Annotated in this window: 19 protein-coding genes; 16 read left to right on the top strand and 3 right to left on the bottom strand. The window is 47.0% G+C overall.

Features of this window, described 5'->3' with window-relative positions; all coding sequences use genetic code 11:
• Positions 1-22 precede the first annotated feature (22 nt).
• From R4537_RS09625 to R4537_RS09695, 15 genes are all read left to right on the top strand, one after another.
• Positions 23-1156, top strand: coding sequence for a protein-glutamate methylesterase/protein-glutamine glutaminase (locus R4537_RS09625; protein ID WP_071177848.1), 1134 nt, complete (start codon positions 23-25; stop codon positions 1154-1156).
• Positions 1157-1165: 9 nt separating this feature from the next.
• Complete coding sequence (locus R4537_RS09630; protein WP_032476421.1) at positions 1166-1942, top strand: ParA family protein; 777 nt, start codon at positions 1166-1168, stop codon at positions 1940-1942.
• Complete coding sequence (locus R4537_RS09635; protein WP_071177847.1) at positions 1935-2951, top strand: chemotaxis protein CheW; 1017 nt, start codon at positions 1935-1937, stop codon at positions 2949-2951. Before R4537_RS09630 ends, R4537_RS09635 begins: the two co-directional genes overlap by 8 nt.
• A 38-nt stretch (positions 2952-2989) precedes the next feature.
• A complete protein-coding gene (locus tag R4537_RS09640; RefSeq protein ID WP_071177846.1) occupies positions 2990-3484 on the top strand; it encodes a chemotaxis protein CheW in 495 nt (164 codons plus the stop codon).
• On the top strand, positions 3460-3963 hold the full coding sequence (gene flrD, locus R4537_RS09645) for a flagellar transcriptional regulator FlrD (RefSeq protein ID WP_080483200.1): 504 nt from the start codon (positions 3460-3462) through the stop codon (positions 3961-3963). Before R4537_RS09640 ends, flrD begins: the two co-directional genes overlap by 25 nt.
• A gap of 373 nt (positions 3964-4336) precedes the next feature.
• Positions 4337-4960 (top strand): cytochrome c biogenesis heme-transporting ATPase CcmA, encoded by a 624-nt coding sequence (gene ccmA, locus R4537_RS09650; RefSeq protein WP_000895173.1) that lies wholly within the window; start codon positions 4337-4339, stop codon positions 4958-4960.
• Entirely contained in the window at positions 4957-5625 is a 669-nt protein-coding gene (gene ccmB / locus R4537_RS09655; RefSeq protein ID WP_000986584.1) for a heme exporter protein CcmB, read from the top strand. Before ccmA ends, ccmB begins: the two co-directional genes overlap by 4 nt.
• Positions 5626-5715: 90 nt before the next feature.
• Positions 5716-6468, top strand: a complete 753-nt coding sequence (locus R4537_RS09660) for a heme ABC transporter permease (RefSeq protein ID WP_071177844.1) — start codon at positions 5716-5718, stop codon at positions 6466-6468.
• Complete coding sequence (ccmD, locus tag R4537_RS09665) at positions 6468-6674, top strand: heme exporter protein CcmD (RefSeq protein WP_000545343.1); 207 nt, start codon at positions 6468-6470, stop codon at positions 6672-6674. Before R4537_RS09660 ends, ccmD begins: the two co-directional genes overlap by 1 nt.
• A complete protein-coding gene (gene ccmE / locus R4537_RS09670) occupies positions 6671-7153 on the top strand; it encodes a cytochrome c maturation protein CcmE (protein ID WP_001069622.1) in 483 nt (160 codons plus the stop codon). Before ccmD ends, ccmE begins: the two co-directional genes overlap by 4 nt.
• Positions 7150-9105: a heme lyase CcmF/NrfE family subunit gene (locus tag R4537_RS09675; protein WP_029627399.1), complete on the top strand. Its 1956-nt coding sequence runs from the start codon at positions 7150-7152 to the stop codon at positions 9103-9105. The genes ccmE and R4537_RS09675 overlap by 4 nt, the downstream gene beginning before the upstream one ends.
• A complete protein-coding gene (locus R4537_RS09680) occupies positions 9106-9660 on the top strand; it encodes a DsbE family thiol:disulfide interchange protein (protein ID WP_001035064.1) in 555 nt (184 codons plus the stop codon).
• 29 nt (positions 9661-9689) lie between these two features.
• Positions 9690-10133: a cytochrome c-type biogenesis protein gene (locus tag R4537_RS09685; RefSeq protein WP_002053208.1), complete on the top strand. Its 444-nt coding sequence runs from the start codon at positions 9690-9692 to the stop codon at positions 10131-10133.
• A gap of 2 nt (positions 10134-10135) precedes the next feature.
• The gene (ccmI, locus tag R4537_RS09690; RefSeq protein WP_071177843.1) at positions 10136-11350 is read left to right on the top strand and encodes a c-type cytochrome biogenesis protein CcmI; all 1215 of its coding nucleotides are present in this window, start codon (positions 10136-10138) and stop codon (positions 11348-11350) included.
• Positions 11351-11420: 70 nt separating this feature from the next.
• Entirely contained in the window at positions 11421-12167 is a 747-nt protein-coding gene (locus R4537_RS09695; protein ID WP_000233071.1) for an MlaA family lipoprotein, read from the top strand.
• Positions 12168-12179: 12 nt separating this feature from the next.
• Here R4537_RS09695 and R4537_RS09700 read toward each other — a convergent pair whose 3' ends face one another.
• From R4537_RS09700 to sodB, 3 genes are all read right to left on the bottom strand, one after another.
• Positions 12180-12803 (bottom strand): SDR family oxidoreductase, encoded by a 624-nt coding sequence (locus tag R4537_RS09700; protein ID WP_235859082.1) that lies wholly within the window; start codon positions 12801-12803, stop codon positions 12180-12182.
• A gap of 414 nt (positions 12804-13217) precedes the next feature.
• Complete coding sequence (locus R4537_RS09705; protein WP_071177841.1) at positions 13218-13721, bottom strand: VC2046/SO_2500 family protein; 504 nt, start codon at positions 13719-13721, stop codon at positions 13218-13220.
• Positions 13722-13835: 114 nt separating this feature from the next.
• On the bottom strand, positions 13836-14420 hold the full coding sequence (gene sodB, locus R4537_RS09710; protein ID WP_000863548.1) for a superoxide dismutase [Fe]: 585 nt from the start codon (positions 14418-14420) through the stop codon (positions 13836-13838).
• Between the two features lie 251 nt (positions 14421-14671).
• Here sodB and R4537_RS09715 point away from each other — a divergent pair, with 251 nt between their 5' ends.
• A complete protein-coding gene (locus R4537_RS09715; RefSeq protein ID WP_071177840.1) occupies positions 14672-15004 on the top strand; it encodes a Grx4 family monothiol glutaredoxin in 333 nt (110 codons plus the stop codon).
• The last annotated feature ends 4 nt before the right edge of the window (positions 15005-15008 follow it).

Raw genomic sequence — 15008 nt, forward strand, 5'->3', positions numbered from 1 at the left:
GTAAAAAATGATAAGGATAAACATGGCGATTAAAGTATTAGTTGTTGATGATTCGAGTTTTTTCCGTCGTCGCGTGAGTGAAATCATCAACTCCGAATCGCGCTTAGAAGTCATTGATGTTGCTGTAAATGGGAAAGAGGCAGTAGAAAAGGCCACTCGACTCAAGCCAGATGTGATCACTATGGATATTGAAATGCCCGTCATGGACGGGATTTCTGCTGTCCGAGAGATCATGGCAAACAATCCAGTGCCCATTTTGATGTTCTCTTCATTGACCCATGATGGCGCAAAAGCCACATTGGATGCACTGGATGCTGGCGCGTTAGACTTTTTACCTAAGAAGTTTGAAGATATCGCGCGCAACCGAGATGAAGCCGTCACACTGTTACAGCAGCGTGTGCTTTCTATTGCGTCGAAAAAGATGTTTTTACGTCGTCCAGCGGTCGCTCGTCCTGCTCCAACCTCGGTCACAACAACCACTCCTTCACTCAACCAAGAACGAGCGAGCACAGCTGCCCCTGTGGGAAATCGCCCCACAATGTCGATTGCGGCAGCGACTCGTTTTAAGGCTTCGGGTAAAAAATACCAGTTGACCGCAATAGGAACCTCAACCGGTGGACCTGTAGCCTTGCAGAAAATATTAACTAAGCTGCCTGCTAACTACCCGCATCCCATAGTGTTGATTCAACATATGCCTGCGACGTTTACGGCTGCTTTTGCTAGCCGTCTCAATTCGCTATGCAAAATTGAAGTTAAAGAAGCGGAAGATGGAGATATGCTGCGTCCGGGTGTCGCTTATTTAGCCCCTGGCGGTAAGCAGATGATGCTGGATGGTCGACCCGGTTCAGCTCGCCTACGCATTGTCGACGGTGGCGAGCGCATGAACTATAAACCGTGTGTGGATGTTACTTTTGGCTCCGCGGCAAAAATCTTTGGTGACAAAGTACTCTCCATGATTTTGACCGGAATGGGTGCGGATGGACGTGAAGGTGCGCGGATGCTGAAACAAGCAGGAGCCACCATTTGGGCACAAGATGAAGACAGTTGTGTCGTGTATGGCATGCCACAAGCTGTCGCTAAAGCAGGAATTTCAACGGAAGATCTACCGCTGGAGAGAATCGCAGAGCGTATGTTGGTAGAAGTCGGGCTCGCCTAAGGAACCTCAATGATCGTTTGGAGTGTAGCAAACCAAAAAGGTGGGGTAGGAAAGACCACCACAACGATTACATTGGCGGGCTTATTAAGCCAGCAAGGTAAGCGTGTCCTGCTGGTCGATACTGATCCACATGCCTCACTGACCACCTATCTAGGATATGATTCTGATGGTGTGCCAGCCAGTTTATTCGACCTGTTCCAGTTACGAGAATACAACGAAGCTTCCGTTAAATCTCTGATTTTAAATACTGATATTCAAGGTATTGATCTGATCCCTGCCCATATGTCTCTTGCGACACTGGATCGCGTTATGGGAAATCGCAGTGGGATGGGGCTGATTTTAAAACGTGCACTGCTCGCGCTGCGTCATGTTTATGACTATGTACTGATTGATTGTCCACCTATTCTGGGGGTCATGATGGTTAACGCTCTGGCTGCCAGCGATCGTATCCTTATTCCTGTGCAAACCGAATTTCTAGCGATGAAAGGTCTGGAACGTATGGTGCGCACATTGGCAATTATGCAGAAATCGCGCAGTCGTGAGTTTAAAGTGACTATCGTGCCAACCATGTACGATAAGAGAACGCGCGCTTCGTTGCAGACATTGAATCAACTGAAAAAGGACTATCCAGACAAAGTTTGGACCTCTGCAGTACCGATTGATACCAAATTTCGTGATGCCAGTTTACAGCGACTCCCCGCTTCGCATTTTGCAGAGGGGAGCCGTGGCGTTTTCGCTTATAAGCAGCTTCTGCTTTTCTTAGAGAGGCTCGCTATCGATGAGTAGTGCATTGATATCCAGCGAACAAGCGCTGAACGATTATTTTACGGCGTTACTGGATGAAGAAACGGCCGAATTTGAGTCCACTCTCAAGCCTGAACCGGTGTGGGAGATGGCTCCTGCCATCCAGTCTGTGCCAAATAAAAGTTATTTTGATGCCGAAATTGAAGAGCTTGAGCTGCCTAATCTTGAAGATGTGCAGCGTTTGCTCAGCCAGTTGGAATCGAGTAATCCAGTAGCCGATCTGGATCTGGAGCAGATTCTCGAAGAAAACACGGCTAAAATCGCTAAAATCGACCCCGTTGTTCAGCCCTGTAGCGTTGTTGAAGAGATCCAAGAGTGGGAAATCGAAACCAGCTATGTTGAGCCGGACATCGAGACGCCAGAGATTGTTATTGAATACGATTTCGAACCAGAGTCTGTGGATACTGAGGCAGAGCGTGAAATTGCGATAGAAACCAGCATCGAGGAACCTGTATCTGAGGTACCTGTTGTTGAGGCGCAAGCCGTTCCAGAAACACAAGCTGGGCGCAATAAACTGGGCACTTGGACCAACACGATCCGTGAAAAAGATTTCCAAGTCCTCTATTTTGATGTCAATGGTGTCACTTTCGCAGTGCCACTCGATGAGTTAGGTGGGATTCATCGTATGACCACACTTAACCATTTAATTGGTCGTCCGGCTTGGTATTTAGGCTTACAAACCAATCGAGATTCACAACTTGATGTGGTTGATACAGCAAAATGGGTAATGGCTGAGAAGCTGCATGATGAGAGTTATAAGCAAGCTTATCAGTATATTGTGATGTTGGGAGAAAGTGCGTGGGGACTTGCCAGCACTCAACTCATGGGCACAGAGTTACTCAGTACAGAAAAAGTGCGATGGCGTGAGCAAGTCGGTAAACGGCCTTGGCTCGCGGGCATGGTGAAAGAAAAAATGTGCGCTTTGATCCATGTTCAAGCATTGATAGCTATGCTTAATGCAGGGCTTGATGTAAAAGCACTGGAAAATTAAAACATTGGGTGTCGGAAACGACTCAGAGAGGGAAAGGTATGTCTCAGGCGAATGAAGTGAAAGTCAGAAAAGAAAAGTCGAACGATGAAGTACTTCAATGGGTGACGTTCCAATTGGAAGAAGAAACGTACGGCATTAACGTAATGCAGGTACGTGAAGTACTGCGCTACACCGAAATTGCTCCTGTACCGGGAGCGCCTGACTATGTATTAGGTATTATCAACCTGCGTGGTAGCGTCGTGACGGTTATCGACACTCGTTCACGTTTTGGTTTGATGCAAGGCGAAATTACTGACAATACCCGCATCATTGTGATTGAGTCAGAACGCCAAGTCATCGGTATTCTGGTAGATAGCGTGGCCGAAGTGGTTTACCTACGTTCATCAGAAATTGACTCAACCCCAAGTGTGGGCACCGATGAAAGCTCGAAATTTATCCAAGGTGTGAGCAATCGTGATGGCAAACTACTGATTCTGGTGGATCTGAACAAGTTCCTGACCGATGAAGAATGGGACGAAATGGCTCATATGTAATGGTTGATTTGATTTGGTTAACCCCTCCTGTGATCGCAGGAGGGTCGGTTTTTGTTGTTTTGTGCATCATGCTGGCATTGTGGCGTCTTAAACGTGGTCAGCATCGTCAAAGTGAAACCTTGCGCCAACAAATTCGCAATCTGGATCGTGAGCTGCAGAAATCCAACAAACAACTGCTTGAAGTGCGTTCGGTGATGGTCGGGCTCGGACAAAAAGTCAGTGAGCAACGAGATATCATTCGCCATCTCAATGAGCGTTTACTTGAGCTGGAAAATACTGACGCGGATGCGCGTTTGTACACTCGTGCCAGTAAGATGGTGCAACTCGGTGCCGATCTCAATGAACTCATCCAAGAGTGCGAACTGCCCAAAGCCGAAGCGGAATTGATGATGTCTTTGCAAAATAAACTGGCAGGTAAAGAATCTATCCCGCCGTTGGAAAGCCATCCTGAAGCTCGAACAAAAAAAGCCAAATTATAGTATTGCCAATTTTATTGAAGCCTGCTGGTCGCCAACACGAATACGGCTTCAATTAGGGAAAAGATAGTCATTTGGATATGGCTCATGACTGAATGAGTTTTTGAAGGAAGCGTAGGCTTCCTTTTTTTATTCTTCATCGACAGGAACGGATGAACCGTTGAGATGAGGGGTTAGCGCGTTTGATATTGTGATATCACGCATGTTTCTCGTTATGGATGGATTATAGTTGTAACTACAAAGGGTTAGATGCGAACAAAACGCGTGAATTTTTAATAGATTCTTACTTAGTTTCGTGATTAGTAATAGAGTTCGCGTCTTTAGTCTCCCCCTCGCTGTGTTAATATAGCCGTCCCAACGCTCTTAGTAGATAAGCATGTTAGAAGTTAAAAATCTCACCGCCATACGTGATGAACGGATTTTATTCGAATCACTCTCTTTTGAGATCCATGCAGGCGAGCTCGTTCAAATCGAAGGTCGTAATGGCACAGGCAAAACGACCTTGTTACGTATTATTGCGGGTCTTGGAGAGTGTGAGTGTGGGGAAATCCTCTGGCAACGGAGCAAAATTCAAAGTGACCGCGAAAGTTATCATCAAGACTTGCTGTTTTTAGGCCATCAAACCGGCATCAAGCGAGAACTCACCGCACTGGAAAATTTACGTTTTTATCTGGCGGTTCATCAACAAACGGTGGATGAACCCGCGATTTTTCAAGCGCTAGCCAAAGTTGGATTAGCTGGGCGTGAAGATGTGCCGGTTGCACAGTTGTCGGCAGGGCAACAGCGTCGAGTTGCCTTGGCAAGATTATGGTTAAGTAAAAAGCCACTGTGGATTTTGGATGAACCGCTCACCGCCATCGATAAGCAAGGAGTGAGCGTGCTTGAGGCGCTCTTTTTAAGCCATGCGCAGCAAGGGGGGATTGTGATACTGACGACTCACCAAGACATGTTTGCCGATAACCCTAAACTGCGCAAAATTCGCTTGGGTGATCCGAAATGATGTCTGCTTTTATTCAGTTTATTCATCGTGAACTTTTAATTGCTTTTCGCCGTCAGGCGGATGTGTTTAACCCTCTGTGGTTTTTTATCATCGTGATTACCCTGTTCCCGCTCAGTGTGGGACCAGAGCCTGCTTTGTTAGCACGAATTGCGCCTGGGATTGTTTGGGTGGCCGCTTTATTAGCGGCATTGCTCTCATTGGAGCGTTTATTTCGTGATGATTTTCAAGATGGTGCATTAGAGCAAGCGATGCTGACACCATTACCGCTCTCAGTGGTGGTACTGGCTAAGGTGACGGCTCATTGGCTACTGACAGGCTTACCGCTGATTTTAATTAGCCCACTACTGGCGATCTTGCTTTCATTTGATAGCTCAACCTGGCTTGCGGTTGTGCTGACTCTGTTGCTGGGGACTCCAACACTGAGTTTTATTGGGGCAATTGGGGTGGCGCTCACCGTGGGTTTGCAAAAGGGTGGGGTGCTATTGAGCTTATTGGTTTTGCCGCTCTTCATCCCAGTTTTGATATTTGCGACCTCGGCGATTGATGCGGCGGCATTGGGAATGCCGTATAACGGCCAGCTTGCGATTTTAGCGGCTATGCTCATGGGTTCGATGACTCTAACGCCATTTGCGATCAGCGCGGCGTTACGAGTAAGTGTGCATTGATTGTTTTCGATCAAGCACGAAAATACTGCGTTAGATAAATTATAACAACTTAGTTAAAACTCAATAATTTGAAAGCAAAGTGAGATAAACATGTGGAAATGGCTTCATCCCTATGCCAAACCTGATGCCGCTTACCAGCTGTGTGGTAAGTTGTTGCCTTGGTTTGCCAGTTTAGGATTCCTGTTTCTTGCGGTAGGAACGGTGCTCGGTTTGGCCTATGCACCTGCGGATTACCAACAAGGGGACAGTTTTCGAATCATTTATATCCATGTTCCCGCAGCGATATGGTCGATGGGCGTTTACATGTCGATGGCCATCGCTGCATTTATCGGGATAGTCTGGCAACTGCGCATTTCGGATATGGCCGCGTTAGCCATGGCACCCATCGGCGCGGTGTACACCTTTATTGCCCTTATCACGGGTGCTATTTGGGGCAAACCGATGTGGGGAGCATGGTGGGTGTGGGATGCGCGTCTCACTTCTGAGCTTGTTCTGCTGTTTCTCTATTTAGGGGTTATTGCGCTTTATCATGCGTTTGATGACCAAAAAACTGCGGCAAAAGCGGCGGGTATATTAGCCATCGTCGGAGTGATTAACCTGCCTATCATTCACTTCTCCGTTGAGTGGTGGAACACCTTGCACCAAGGTGCCACGATCACTAAGTTTGCCAAACCATCGATCGCACCAGAAATGTTATGGCCACTGCTCGCTTGTGTCTTGGGTTTTGCGTTCTTTTTTGCTGCATTGACCATGATCCGCTTACGCAATGAAATTTTGAGCCGAGAAAGCCACCGTCCTTGGGTGAGTGAGCTTGCCAACCAAACCGTGCGAGGAAATCGGTAATGCATTTTGACTCTTTCAGTGATTTTTTAGCGATGGGCGGTTATGCCGCTTACGTTTGGAGTGCTTTCGGTTTGACTTATCTTTCCATGGCGATGTTGTGGATCGTCAGCGTTCGACGCAAAATCAAGTTACTCAACCAAGTGCGCGATAAATTGGCGCGTCAGGCGCGTATTGATGCTGCGAAACATATGGAGAACACACTATGAACCCAAGACGTAAAAAGCGGCTCGGTGTTGTTTTGGCCATTCTATTTGGCCTTAGCGCGACCATTGGGCTCATCATCTATGCCTTGAATCAGAATATGGATCTCTTCTATACCCCGACTGAGCTCGTGTATGGCAAAGAGGGGAAAAAGCCGGAAATCGGCCAGCGTTTACGTATTGGCGGTATGGTGGTGGAAGGTTCGGTAAAACGTGATCCGAACTCATTGAAAGTCAGCTTTGATCTACACGATGTGGGACCAAGTATTACCGTGACCTATGACGGTATTTTGCCCGATCTGTTCCGAGAAGGTCAGGGTATCGTAGCACAAGGGGTGTTAGTGGAGCCGACCAAAATTGAAGCGTTTGAAGTGCTGGCAAAGCATGATGAAAACTATATGCCACCAGAAATTGCAGAGGCGATGAAAAAGACCCACGCTCCACTGCAATACTCGCAAGAACAGAAACAAGGAAGCGACCAATGATTGCTGAAATTGGCCACTTTGCACTGATTGTATCGCTCAGCTTAGCGATATTACTCAGTGTGCTGCCATTAGTTGGGGCGTCACGCAACAACACACTATTGATGAACACGGCTCGCCCTTTGTCATGGGGTATGTTCTTTTTGCTGTCGATCTCGTTTGCGGTTTTGCTGTGGGCATTCTATATCAATGATTTTACAGTGCAATATGTGGCAAGTAACTCCAATAGTGAGCTGCCTTGGTACTATCGCCTCACTGCTGTATGGGGCGCGCATGAAGGTTCATTACTGCTTTGGGTGCTTATCCAAGCGGCTTGGACTGTGGCTGTCGCGAGTTTTAGCCGCGGTATGCCACAAGAATCGGTAGCGCGTGTGCTTGCGGTGATGGGGATGATTACTGTTGGGTTCTTACTCTTCATCATTCTGACGTCTAACCCGTTTTTACGCACCTTGCCTTATTTTCCGATTGACGGCCGTGATTTAAATCCGCTGCTGCAAGACCCCGGGTTAATCATTCACCCGCCTATGTTGTACATGGGATATGTGGGATTCTCAGTGGCTTTCTCGTTTGCGATTGCTTCTTTGATGACAGGCCGTCTCGACACGGCATGGGCACGTTGGTCACGACCTTGGACAACGGCCGCTTGGCTCTTTTTGACGCTGGGTATCGTACTGGGTTCATGGTGGGCTTACTACGAACTTGGCTGGGGCGGTTGGTGGTTCTGGGATCCAGTGGAAAACGCCTCTTTCATGCCTTGGCTTGCCGGAACAGCGCTGATGCACTCATTAGCGGTGACTGAAAAACGCGGCACGTTCAAAGCGTGGACGGTACTGCTGGCGATTTCTGCATTCTCGTTGAGCCTATTGGGCACCTTCTTAGTGCGCTCAGGCATCTTGGTTTCGGTGCATGCTTTCGCCTCCGATCCGGCGCGCGGTATGTTCATTCTTGGCTTCTTGATTGCGGTGATTGGTGGTTCACTACTGCTATTTGCGATCAAAGGCGCTTCAGTACGAGTGCGTGGTAATTTTGAGCTGGTATCTCGTGAAAACAGCTTGTTGGTAAACAACGTGCTGCTGATGACTGCACTCGCGGTGGTACTGATTGGTACCTTGTTGCCTTTAGTGCACAAACAACTGGGTCTCGGCTCCGTGTCTATAGGTGCGCCTTTCTTTAACATGCTGTTTGCCTGGTTGATGATTCCTTTTGCATTTTTTATGGGAATTGGTCCACTGATCCGCTGGAAGCGCGATCAAATATCCACACTCTTTAAACCTATGCTCATCACAGCGATTGCATCGTTAGTGTTGGCAGCCTTGATGATGTGGCTGAATGCTCCGACGTTTAGCCCAATGGCTTATCTTGGTTGGGTAATGGCGTGGTGGATCTTACTGTTACACGCTTATGAACTGCACACGCGAGCGACTCATCGTCACAGCTTCATGGTTGGGGTGAAGAAACTGCAACGTAGCCACTGGGCGATGATGCTTGGTCATGTTGGTTTAGCGGTGAGCATCATTGGTATTGCTATGGTGCAAAACTACAGCATTGAACGTGATGTGCGTTTGGCTCCGGGAGATAACTTCCAACTCAATGAGTACAACTTTTACTTCCAAGGTGTGCGTGATAAAGATGGCCCGAATTACGATGGCTACATTGCTGATTTTGAAATCACTAGCCAAGGCCAATATGTCAATACATTGCATGCCGAGAAACGTTTCTATCGCACCGCAAAGTCAATGATGACCGAAGCGGCGATCGACCGTGGCATTACGCGTGACCTTTACATTGCGATGGGTGAGCGTTTGGATGATAACCGCTCTTGGGCTGTGCGTATTTATTACAAACCTTATGTGCGCTGGATTTGGGCTGGCGGCTTGCTGATGGCCATCGGTGGTGCCTTAGCCATCAGTGACAAGCGTTACCGCTTTAGAAAAAACGCACATCAGGAGGCTTAAGTGAATAAGAAGATTTTATTTATCCCGCTAGTGGCATTTTTGCTGTTGGCTGGTGTGTTTGCTACCCAGTTAATGAAAAACTCCGCAGGGGATGACCCAACCAAGTTGGAATCGGTTTTGGTGGGAAAAACCGTTCCTGAGTTTCGTCTCGAAGATCTGGCAGAGCCCGGTAAGTTATACGATCAGTCGATTTTCAAAGGTGAGCCTTTACTGCTCAATGTGTGGGCGACCTGGTGTCCAACCTGTTATGCCGAGCATCAATATCTCAATGAGTTGGCCAAACAAGGGGTAAAAATCATCGGTCTTAATTATAAAGATCAGCGAGATAAAGCAACTCAATGGCTAAATGATTTAGGCAATCCTTACCTGATCAGCTTGTTTGATGGCAATGGTATGTTGGGGCTGGATCTTGGGGTCTACGGCGCTCCAGAAACCTTCTTAATCGATGCCAATGGCGTGATTCGCTATCGTCATGTTGGGGATGTTAATTCGCGCAACTGGCAAGAAACACTCGCGCCACTGTATGAAAAAATGCTGGCGGAGGCGAAACAATGAAAAAGTGGTTGTTTGCAGTCTGTGCCGCCATGCTGATTTCTCTCTCGGCGTTTGCAACGATTGAAGTGTATGACTTTGATACCCCAGAGCAGGAGAAACAATTTCAAGAATTGGGGGCGACCTTGCGCTGCCCGAAATGTCAAAACAACACGATTGCCGACTCAAACGCTGAGTTGGCACAAGATCTGCGCCAAAAAGTGTATGAGATGACCAAAGAGGGTAAATCGAAATCGGAAATCGTCGACTACATGATTGCGCGTTATGGCAACTTTGTGACCTACAATCCGCCATTTACCTTAGGTACCGCTGTTCTTTGGCTTGGGCCTATTTCAGTGTTAGTGATTGGTTTCACTGTGATTGTGTTACGCAGTCGTCGTAAAGCACGTGATGCTGCGAATAATGTCGAGTGGAATGAAGAGCAAGAAGCCCGTTTGAAAGCATTGCTAAAAGAAGAGCAAGAGGGAGAGAAGTAATCATGTGGATGTTTTGGATCTCGACCCTATTACTGGTGGCGATTGCGGTGGTTTTCGTCATCATTCCGTTTATTCAAAAGCGTGCGAATAACGATCAGGCTTTGCGCGATGAGCTGAATAAAGCGTTTTACAAAGACCGATTGAAAGAGCTTGAAGAGGAAACCGAAGAAGGCATTGTTGCCGATCAACAAGATTTGATTGCCGACTTAAAACAGACTCTGCTTGACGACATTCCAACCCAGCAAAAACATCAGAAGGAAAATCGTGTTTCACTGTGGATGGTTGCGCTGCCTTCAGTATTGTTGGTGGTCGGATTGAGTTATGCGCTGTACGCCAAGTTTGGTCACTATCAGCATGTTCAGGCTTGGCAGCAAGTGTCAGCACAACTGCCTGAATTGTCAAAAAAACTCATGTCGCCACAAGCGGAACTCAGTGACGAAGAGATGAATGATTTGACGTTGGCACTGCGCACTCGACTGCATTATCAGCCTGATGATGTTACCGGTTGGCTGTTGCTTGGTCGGATTGGCCTTGCTAATCGCGATCTGGAAACCGCGATTGGCGCGATGAAGAAAGCTTTTGCTCTGGATAATGAAGATCCGGATGTGAAATTTGGTTACGCACAAGCTTTGATGCTTTCGAATGATCCTGTCGACCAGCAAGAAGCGAAGTCGATTCTGCTCAAGTTAGCCCAACGTGGTTATGCTGATTTACGCGTCTATTCATTATTGGCGTTTGATGCTTTTGAAAGTGGAGATTTTCCTGCTGCAATCAAGTACTGGAGTTTGATGCAACAAGCGATTGGTCCTGACGATGCTCGTTATGAGATGCTCAGCCGCAGTATTGAAAGCGCTCGTAAGAGAATGGGCGAGGGCATGGCAGAGGGGCAATCGGTGAAAGTCACCATTAATCTAGGTGAGCAGGTTAAGGTTGATCCTAACGCAGTGTTGATCGTATCTATCCATGCTCCCGGTTCGCCAATGCCTGTTGCTGCAGCCCGTTATCCGCTAGGTGAGTTTCCAAGAACCGTGGTGTTGGATGACAATAACAGCATGATGGAAGGATCAAAATTGTCCAGTCTTGAGTCGTATGTGGTACGCGTGCGTATCGACAGCGATGGTAATGTGGCGACGAAAAGCGGTGACTGGTATGCCGAAAGTCCCACAATGAAAACAGGTGAGCCTGTTGACGTTGTGCTTGATAAGCAGTATGAATAAAATCACAAGCTGAAAAATAATATAACAATAAGGCCGATGGGATCATCGGCCTTTGCACATGGAATTACGTATGGTTGGCCGCTTATCTTGGATTACGCTATTCACACTTTTTTTAGTTGGGTGCAGCAGTGCACCTGATGACTCCTCCCCTCATTCGCAGGTGAACGATCCTCTGGAAAGTTTCAACCGGCAAATGTGGACAATTAACTATGACTATCTAGACCCTTATGTGGTGCGCCCGGTCTCTCTATTTTATGTCGGTTATGTACCTAAGCCTGTACGCAGTGGCATTGCCAACTTCCTCTCTAACTTAGACGAGCCTGCCAGCATGGTGAATAACCTGCTGATGGGCAATGGGACAAAAGCGGTCGATCACTTTAATCGTTTTTGGATTAATACCAGCTTTGGTTTACTCGGTTTGATTGATATCGCTTCTGAAGCCGGCATCAAAAAATACGATGATAAGGCGTTTAGTGATGCGGTAGGCCATTACGGTGTGGGCAATGGCCCCTATTTAATGGTGCCAGGTTATGGTCCCTATACGGTACGCGAAGTGACCGATGTGGTGGATGGCATGTATTTCCCGCTTGCCTATCTCAATATCTGGGCTGGGATAGGCAAATGGGCACTTGAAGGCATGGAAACGCGCGCTGCGTTAGTCTCGCAAGAGGCCTTATTACAAGACTCTCCTGATCCTTATAGTTTGGCTCGCGATGCTTATCTTCAACGGCAAGCTTTCAAAGCGGAGATCCAAGTGGATGACTATGACCCTGAGGAAGAAGAGTATCTCGATGAGTATTTAAATGAAGGGTTATGATCGCCTCTGAAATCAGGCTGACATAACCCTGCCGCTAAAGTATTCATTGGAAACAATATACTCTGTATTACGGATCAGCTCTTCCCGCATTTCTGACCAGTGTACGATTTCATCGTTTGCGCTAGCGATTTGAGGGACAACTCCCCCAACCCGAATATTAAACGGGGTAAGCTCTTGAGCCCAGCTCTGAGTAAACCCCGATACCATCGAATTGGCACTCACAATGCCGGATCTATCTTGTACTGTGTTGTAACACACCACATTGACGATGACCCCTTTGGTCTGCTGTTGGCGCATCCTAACAGAACAAGCATGACTGAAGTTAAACAGTGAAGACGCAATAGCCGCGAGCTGCTGAATAAACTGCTCGCTAGGTTTTTCATCGACTAGTGACGGCAATGGCGCAGACGGTAAGTTGTTGATCAGCACATCGGGCGCACGCTCAAATTTTTGCTCGACCATATCAAGCAGCGTCTCAATACTTTCTGGGGAAAAATCCTTGATATGAAAGTAGGCAACTTGATCTGAGAGTGCATGACAGCGCCAATAGGTATCGACTAATCCTTGTTGATCGCGATCGCAGAGGATCACTTTGGCTCCTAACTTCACAAAATGTGTTGCCAGTGTGCTACCCAAGGCTGAGCTTGCAGAAGTAATTAATATTATTGCACTTTTTATGTCCATGAGTGCCACCTTACCTTATTTTTATCTGCCTTTTTAACCGTGAGGTTTCGCAGGGGGTTTGGACAGCATGGTTGATTACATGTGTATACAGTGTGAATAAGTTCAAATAACTTTGGATTAACCAAACTGAAACTTAATACTTTGCATCCATTCACAAAAAATATTAAACAGAATTATTGTTTGCAGTATGCATTATGTATATCCCCTTCCTACTTAAAACTCAGGGGCTAGGTTGGTTTCTCAAGTGTAGAGTCACTCTATACACATAGTGCTACCCAGTGGCCTCTTACCTGCAACTCACTGTAGTTTGAACATAGAGCGAATGGCTTTCTTGCAGAAGAGAAGAAAGGTGAGAGAAGGTCAAGATTAACTAGCAGTACGTAATTGATCTTGGCGATAGGCGGTGGCGAGACGATGATAAAAGTCTTTTGCCAATAGCGTAGAGGGTTGCTTATCCGCGAGGTGACGTCGTTCGTGCCCTGAGAGGTTCAAGTACACCTCTTCAGGCAAACCTTGAGTATCCTGTGGACGATAAGTAAGCACTTCCGGTGTGAGATAGTGGCTGAGCTTTGCACTGGCCATGCCACCTTGATGAAAGAGTGCGGCTTGCCTGGCGGAGATTTGATAGGAGCTCTCATCATTTTCTAGGCGTTGAGGCTCTGCGAGTTCAAAACGCTGACGCAATACTTGTTCCGTTATCGGTGGAACCTCAATTTTATCTACTGGTGTATTATCACGGACATCATTAGAGAACAGGGCCAAGAGTAAGGCAAAGTCGGCACGACGCCCATGCGTCACTGCTTGGCTAATTCCTTGGCCAAAATGCAGTTCGCTAATGACACCGGCTTTATCTAATGTATGGACTTGCATGACACTCTCCCCTTGATGTCCATATAACGGCACAAGAGCAGAAAACTTGAGGTGAACAAATGAAAAAAGCCTGCAAAATTGCAGGCTTATGACGATTTATTAAGCAGTGTCAGCTTATTTTGCTAGGTTCTGAGCAACGAAGTCCCAGTTAACCAGAGCCCAGAAACCATTCATGTAATCTGGACGTACGTTACGGTAGTCGATGTAGTACGCGTGTTCCCACAGGTCAACCGTCAGCAGAGGGGTTACACCTTCTTCAGTCAGTGGTGTTGCTGCGTTTGAAGTGTTAGTGATTGCCAGAGTGCCGTCAGCTTTTTTCACCAACCAAGTCCAAGATGAACCGAAGTTGTTGATGGCTGAATCAGTAAATTTTGCTTTGAAGTCGGCAAAAGAACCGAATGCTGCATTGATTGCTTCAGCAACTGCGCCTGTTGGCTCGCCACCACCGTTTGGTGACAGGCAGTGCCAGTAGAAAGTGTGGTTCCAAACCTGCGCAGCGTTGTTGAAAATACCTCCAGTTGAGGTCTTGATGATCTCTTCTAGTGATTTGTTTTCAAACTCAGTACCTGGGATCAGACCGTTCAGTTTTACCACATAAGTGTTGTGGTGCTTACCGTGGTGGAAATCCAGAGTTTCTGCTGAGATGTGTGGTTCCAGTGCGTCTTTCGCATAAGGAAGAGCGGGTAATTCAAATGCCATTGCTCGATTCTCCGTTGAGTGTAAAGAGTGGATTCTCTTTATGTCATTGCTTCCAGTGTATTATTTTCTTCGTCGTTACGACTGACTTGCCAAGTATTTTAGCAACTTTTTACTTTATTAAAAGCCTGAAGGCAGAAAAAGATCCTGCAACGCCAAGTCGAGCGTATATCCATATTGAGAATATGCTTTTTATTCTCGGTTATTCCTTTAGAATGTGCCCATATTTGATGACATCCATTAACGAGGAAGCGATGGAAACTATTGACAAAATCAAACAGCAAATCGCCGAGAACCCGATTCTGCTTTATATGAAAGGCTCACCGAAACTGCCAAGCTGTGGTTTCTCTTCGCAAGCCGCACAAGCTCTGATGGCTTGTGGTGAGAAGTTTGCTTATGTAGATATCCTACAAAACTCAGACATCCGTGCAGAGTTGCCGGTTTACGCGCAGTGGCCAACGTTTCCACAACTGTGGATTGAAGGTGAGCTGATTGGCGGTTGTGACATCATGCTGGAAATGTTCCAAAAGGGTGAACTGCAAACTCTGGTAAAAGAAGCGGCTGCTCGCTCAGCAAGCCAAGAGTAATACT

Origin of the sequence: Vibrio paracholerae (assembly GCF_037672085.1) — a bacterium.
GTDB lineage: Bacteria > Pseudomonadota > Gammaproteobacteria > Enterobacterales > Vibrionaceae > Vibrio > Vibrio cholerae.

Coding starts and splice junctions, on each gene's coding strand:
- R4537_RS09625 (WP_071177848.1), top strand. CDS start 23: ATGGCGATTAAAGTATTAGTTGTTGATGATTCGAGTTTTTTCCGTCGT.
- R4537_RS09630 (WP_032476421.1), top strand. CDS start 1,166: ATGATCGTTTGGAGTGTAGCAAACCAAAAAGGTGGGGTAGGAAAGACC.
- R4537_RS09635 (WP_071177847.1), top strand. CDS start 1,935: ATGAGTAGTGCATTGATATCCAGCGAACAAGCGCTGAACGATTATTTT.
- R4537_RS09640 (WP_071177846.1), top strand. CDS start 2,990: ATGTCTCAGGCGAATGAAGTGAAAGTCAGAAAAGAAAAGTCGAACGAT.
- flrD (WP_080483200.1), top strand. CDS start 3,460: ATGGGACGAAATGGCTCATATGTAATGGTTGATTTGATTTGGTTAACC.
- ccmA (WP_000895173.1), top strand. CDS start 4,337: ATGTTAGAAGTTAAAAATCTCACCGCCATACGTGATGAACGGATTTTA.
- ccmB (WP_000986584.1), top strand. CDS start 4,957: ATGATGTCTGCTTTTATTCAGTTTATTCATCGTGAACTTTTAATTGCT.
- R4537_RS09660 (WP_071177844.1), top strand. CDS start 5,716: ATGTGGAAATGGCTTCATCCCTATGCCAAACCTGATGCCGCTTACCAG.
- ccmD (WP_000545343.1), top strand. CDS start 6,468: ATGCATTTTGACTCTTTCAGTGATTTTTTAGCGATGGGCGGTTATGCC.
- ccmE (WP_001069622.1), top strand. CDS start 6,671: ATGAACCCAAGACGTAAAAAGCGGCTCGGTGTTGTTTTGGCCATTCTA.
- R4537_RS09675 (WP_029627399.1), top strand. CDS start 7,150: ATGATTGCTGAAATTGGCCACTTTGCACTGATTGTATCGCTCAGCTTA.
- R4537_RS09685 (WP_002053208.1), top strand. CDS start 9,690: ATGCTGATTTCTCTCTCGGCGTTTGCAACGATTGAAGTGTATGACTTT.
- ccmI (WP_071177843.1), top strand. CDS start 10,136: ATGTGGATGTTTTGGATCTCGACCCTATTACTGGTGGCGATTGCGGTG.
- R4537_RS09695 (WP_000233071.1), top strand. CDS start 11,421: ATGGTTGGCCGCTTATCTTGGATTACGCTATTCACACTTTTTTTAGTT.
- R4537_RS09705 (WP_071177841.1), bottom strand. CDS start 13,721: ATGCAAGTCCATACATTAGATAAAGCCGGTGTCATTAGCGAACTGCAT.
- sodB (WP_000863548.1), bottom strand. CDS start 14,420: ATGGCATTTGAATTACCCGCTCTTCCTTATGCGAAAGACGCACTGGAA.
- R4537_RS09715 (WP_071177840.1), top strand. CDS start 14,672: ATGGAAACTATTGACAAAATCAAACAGCAAATCGCCGAGAACCCGATT.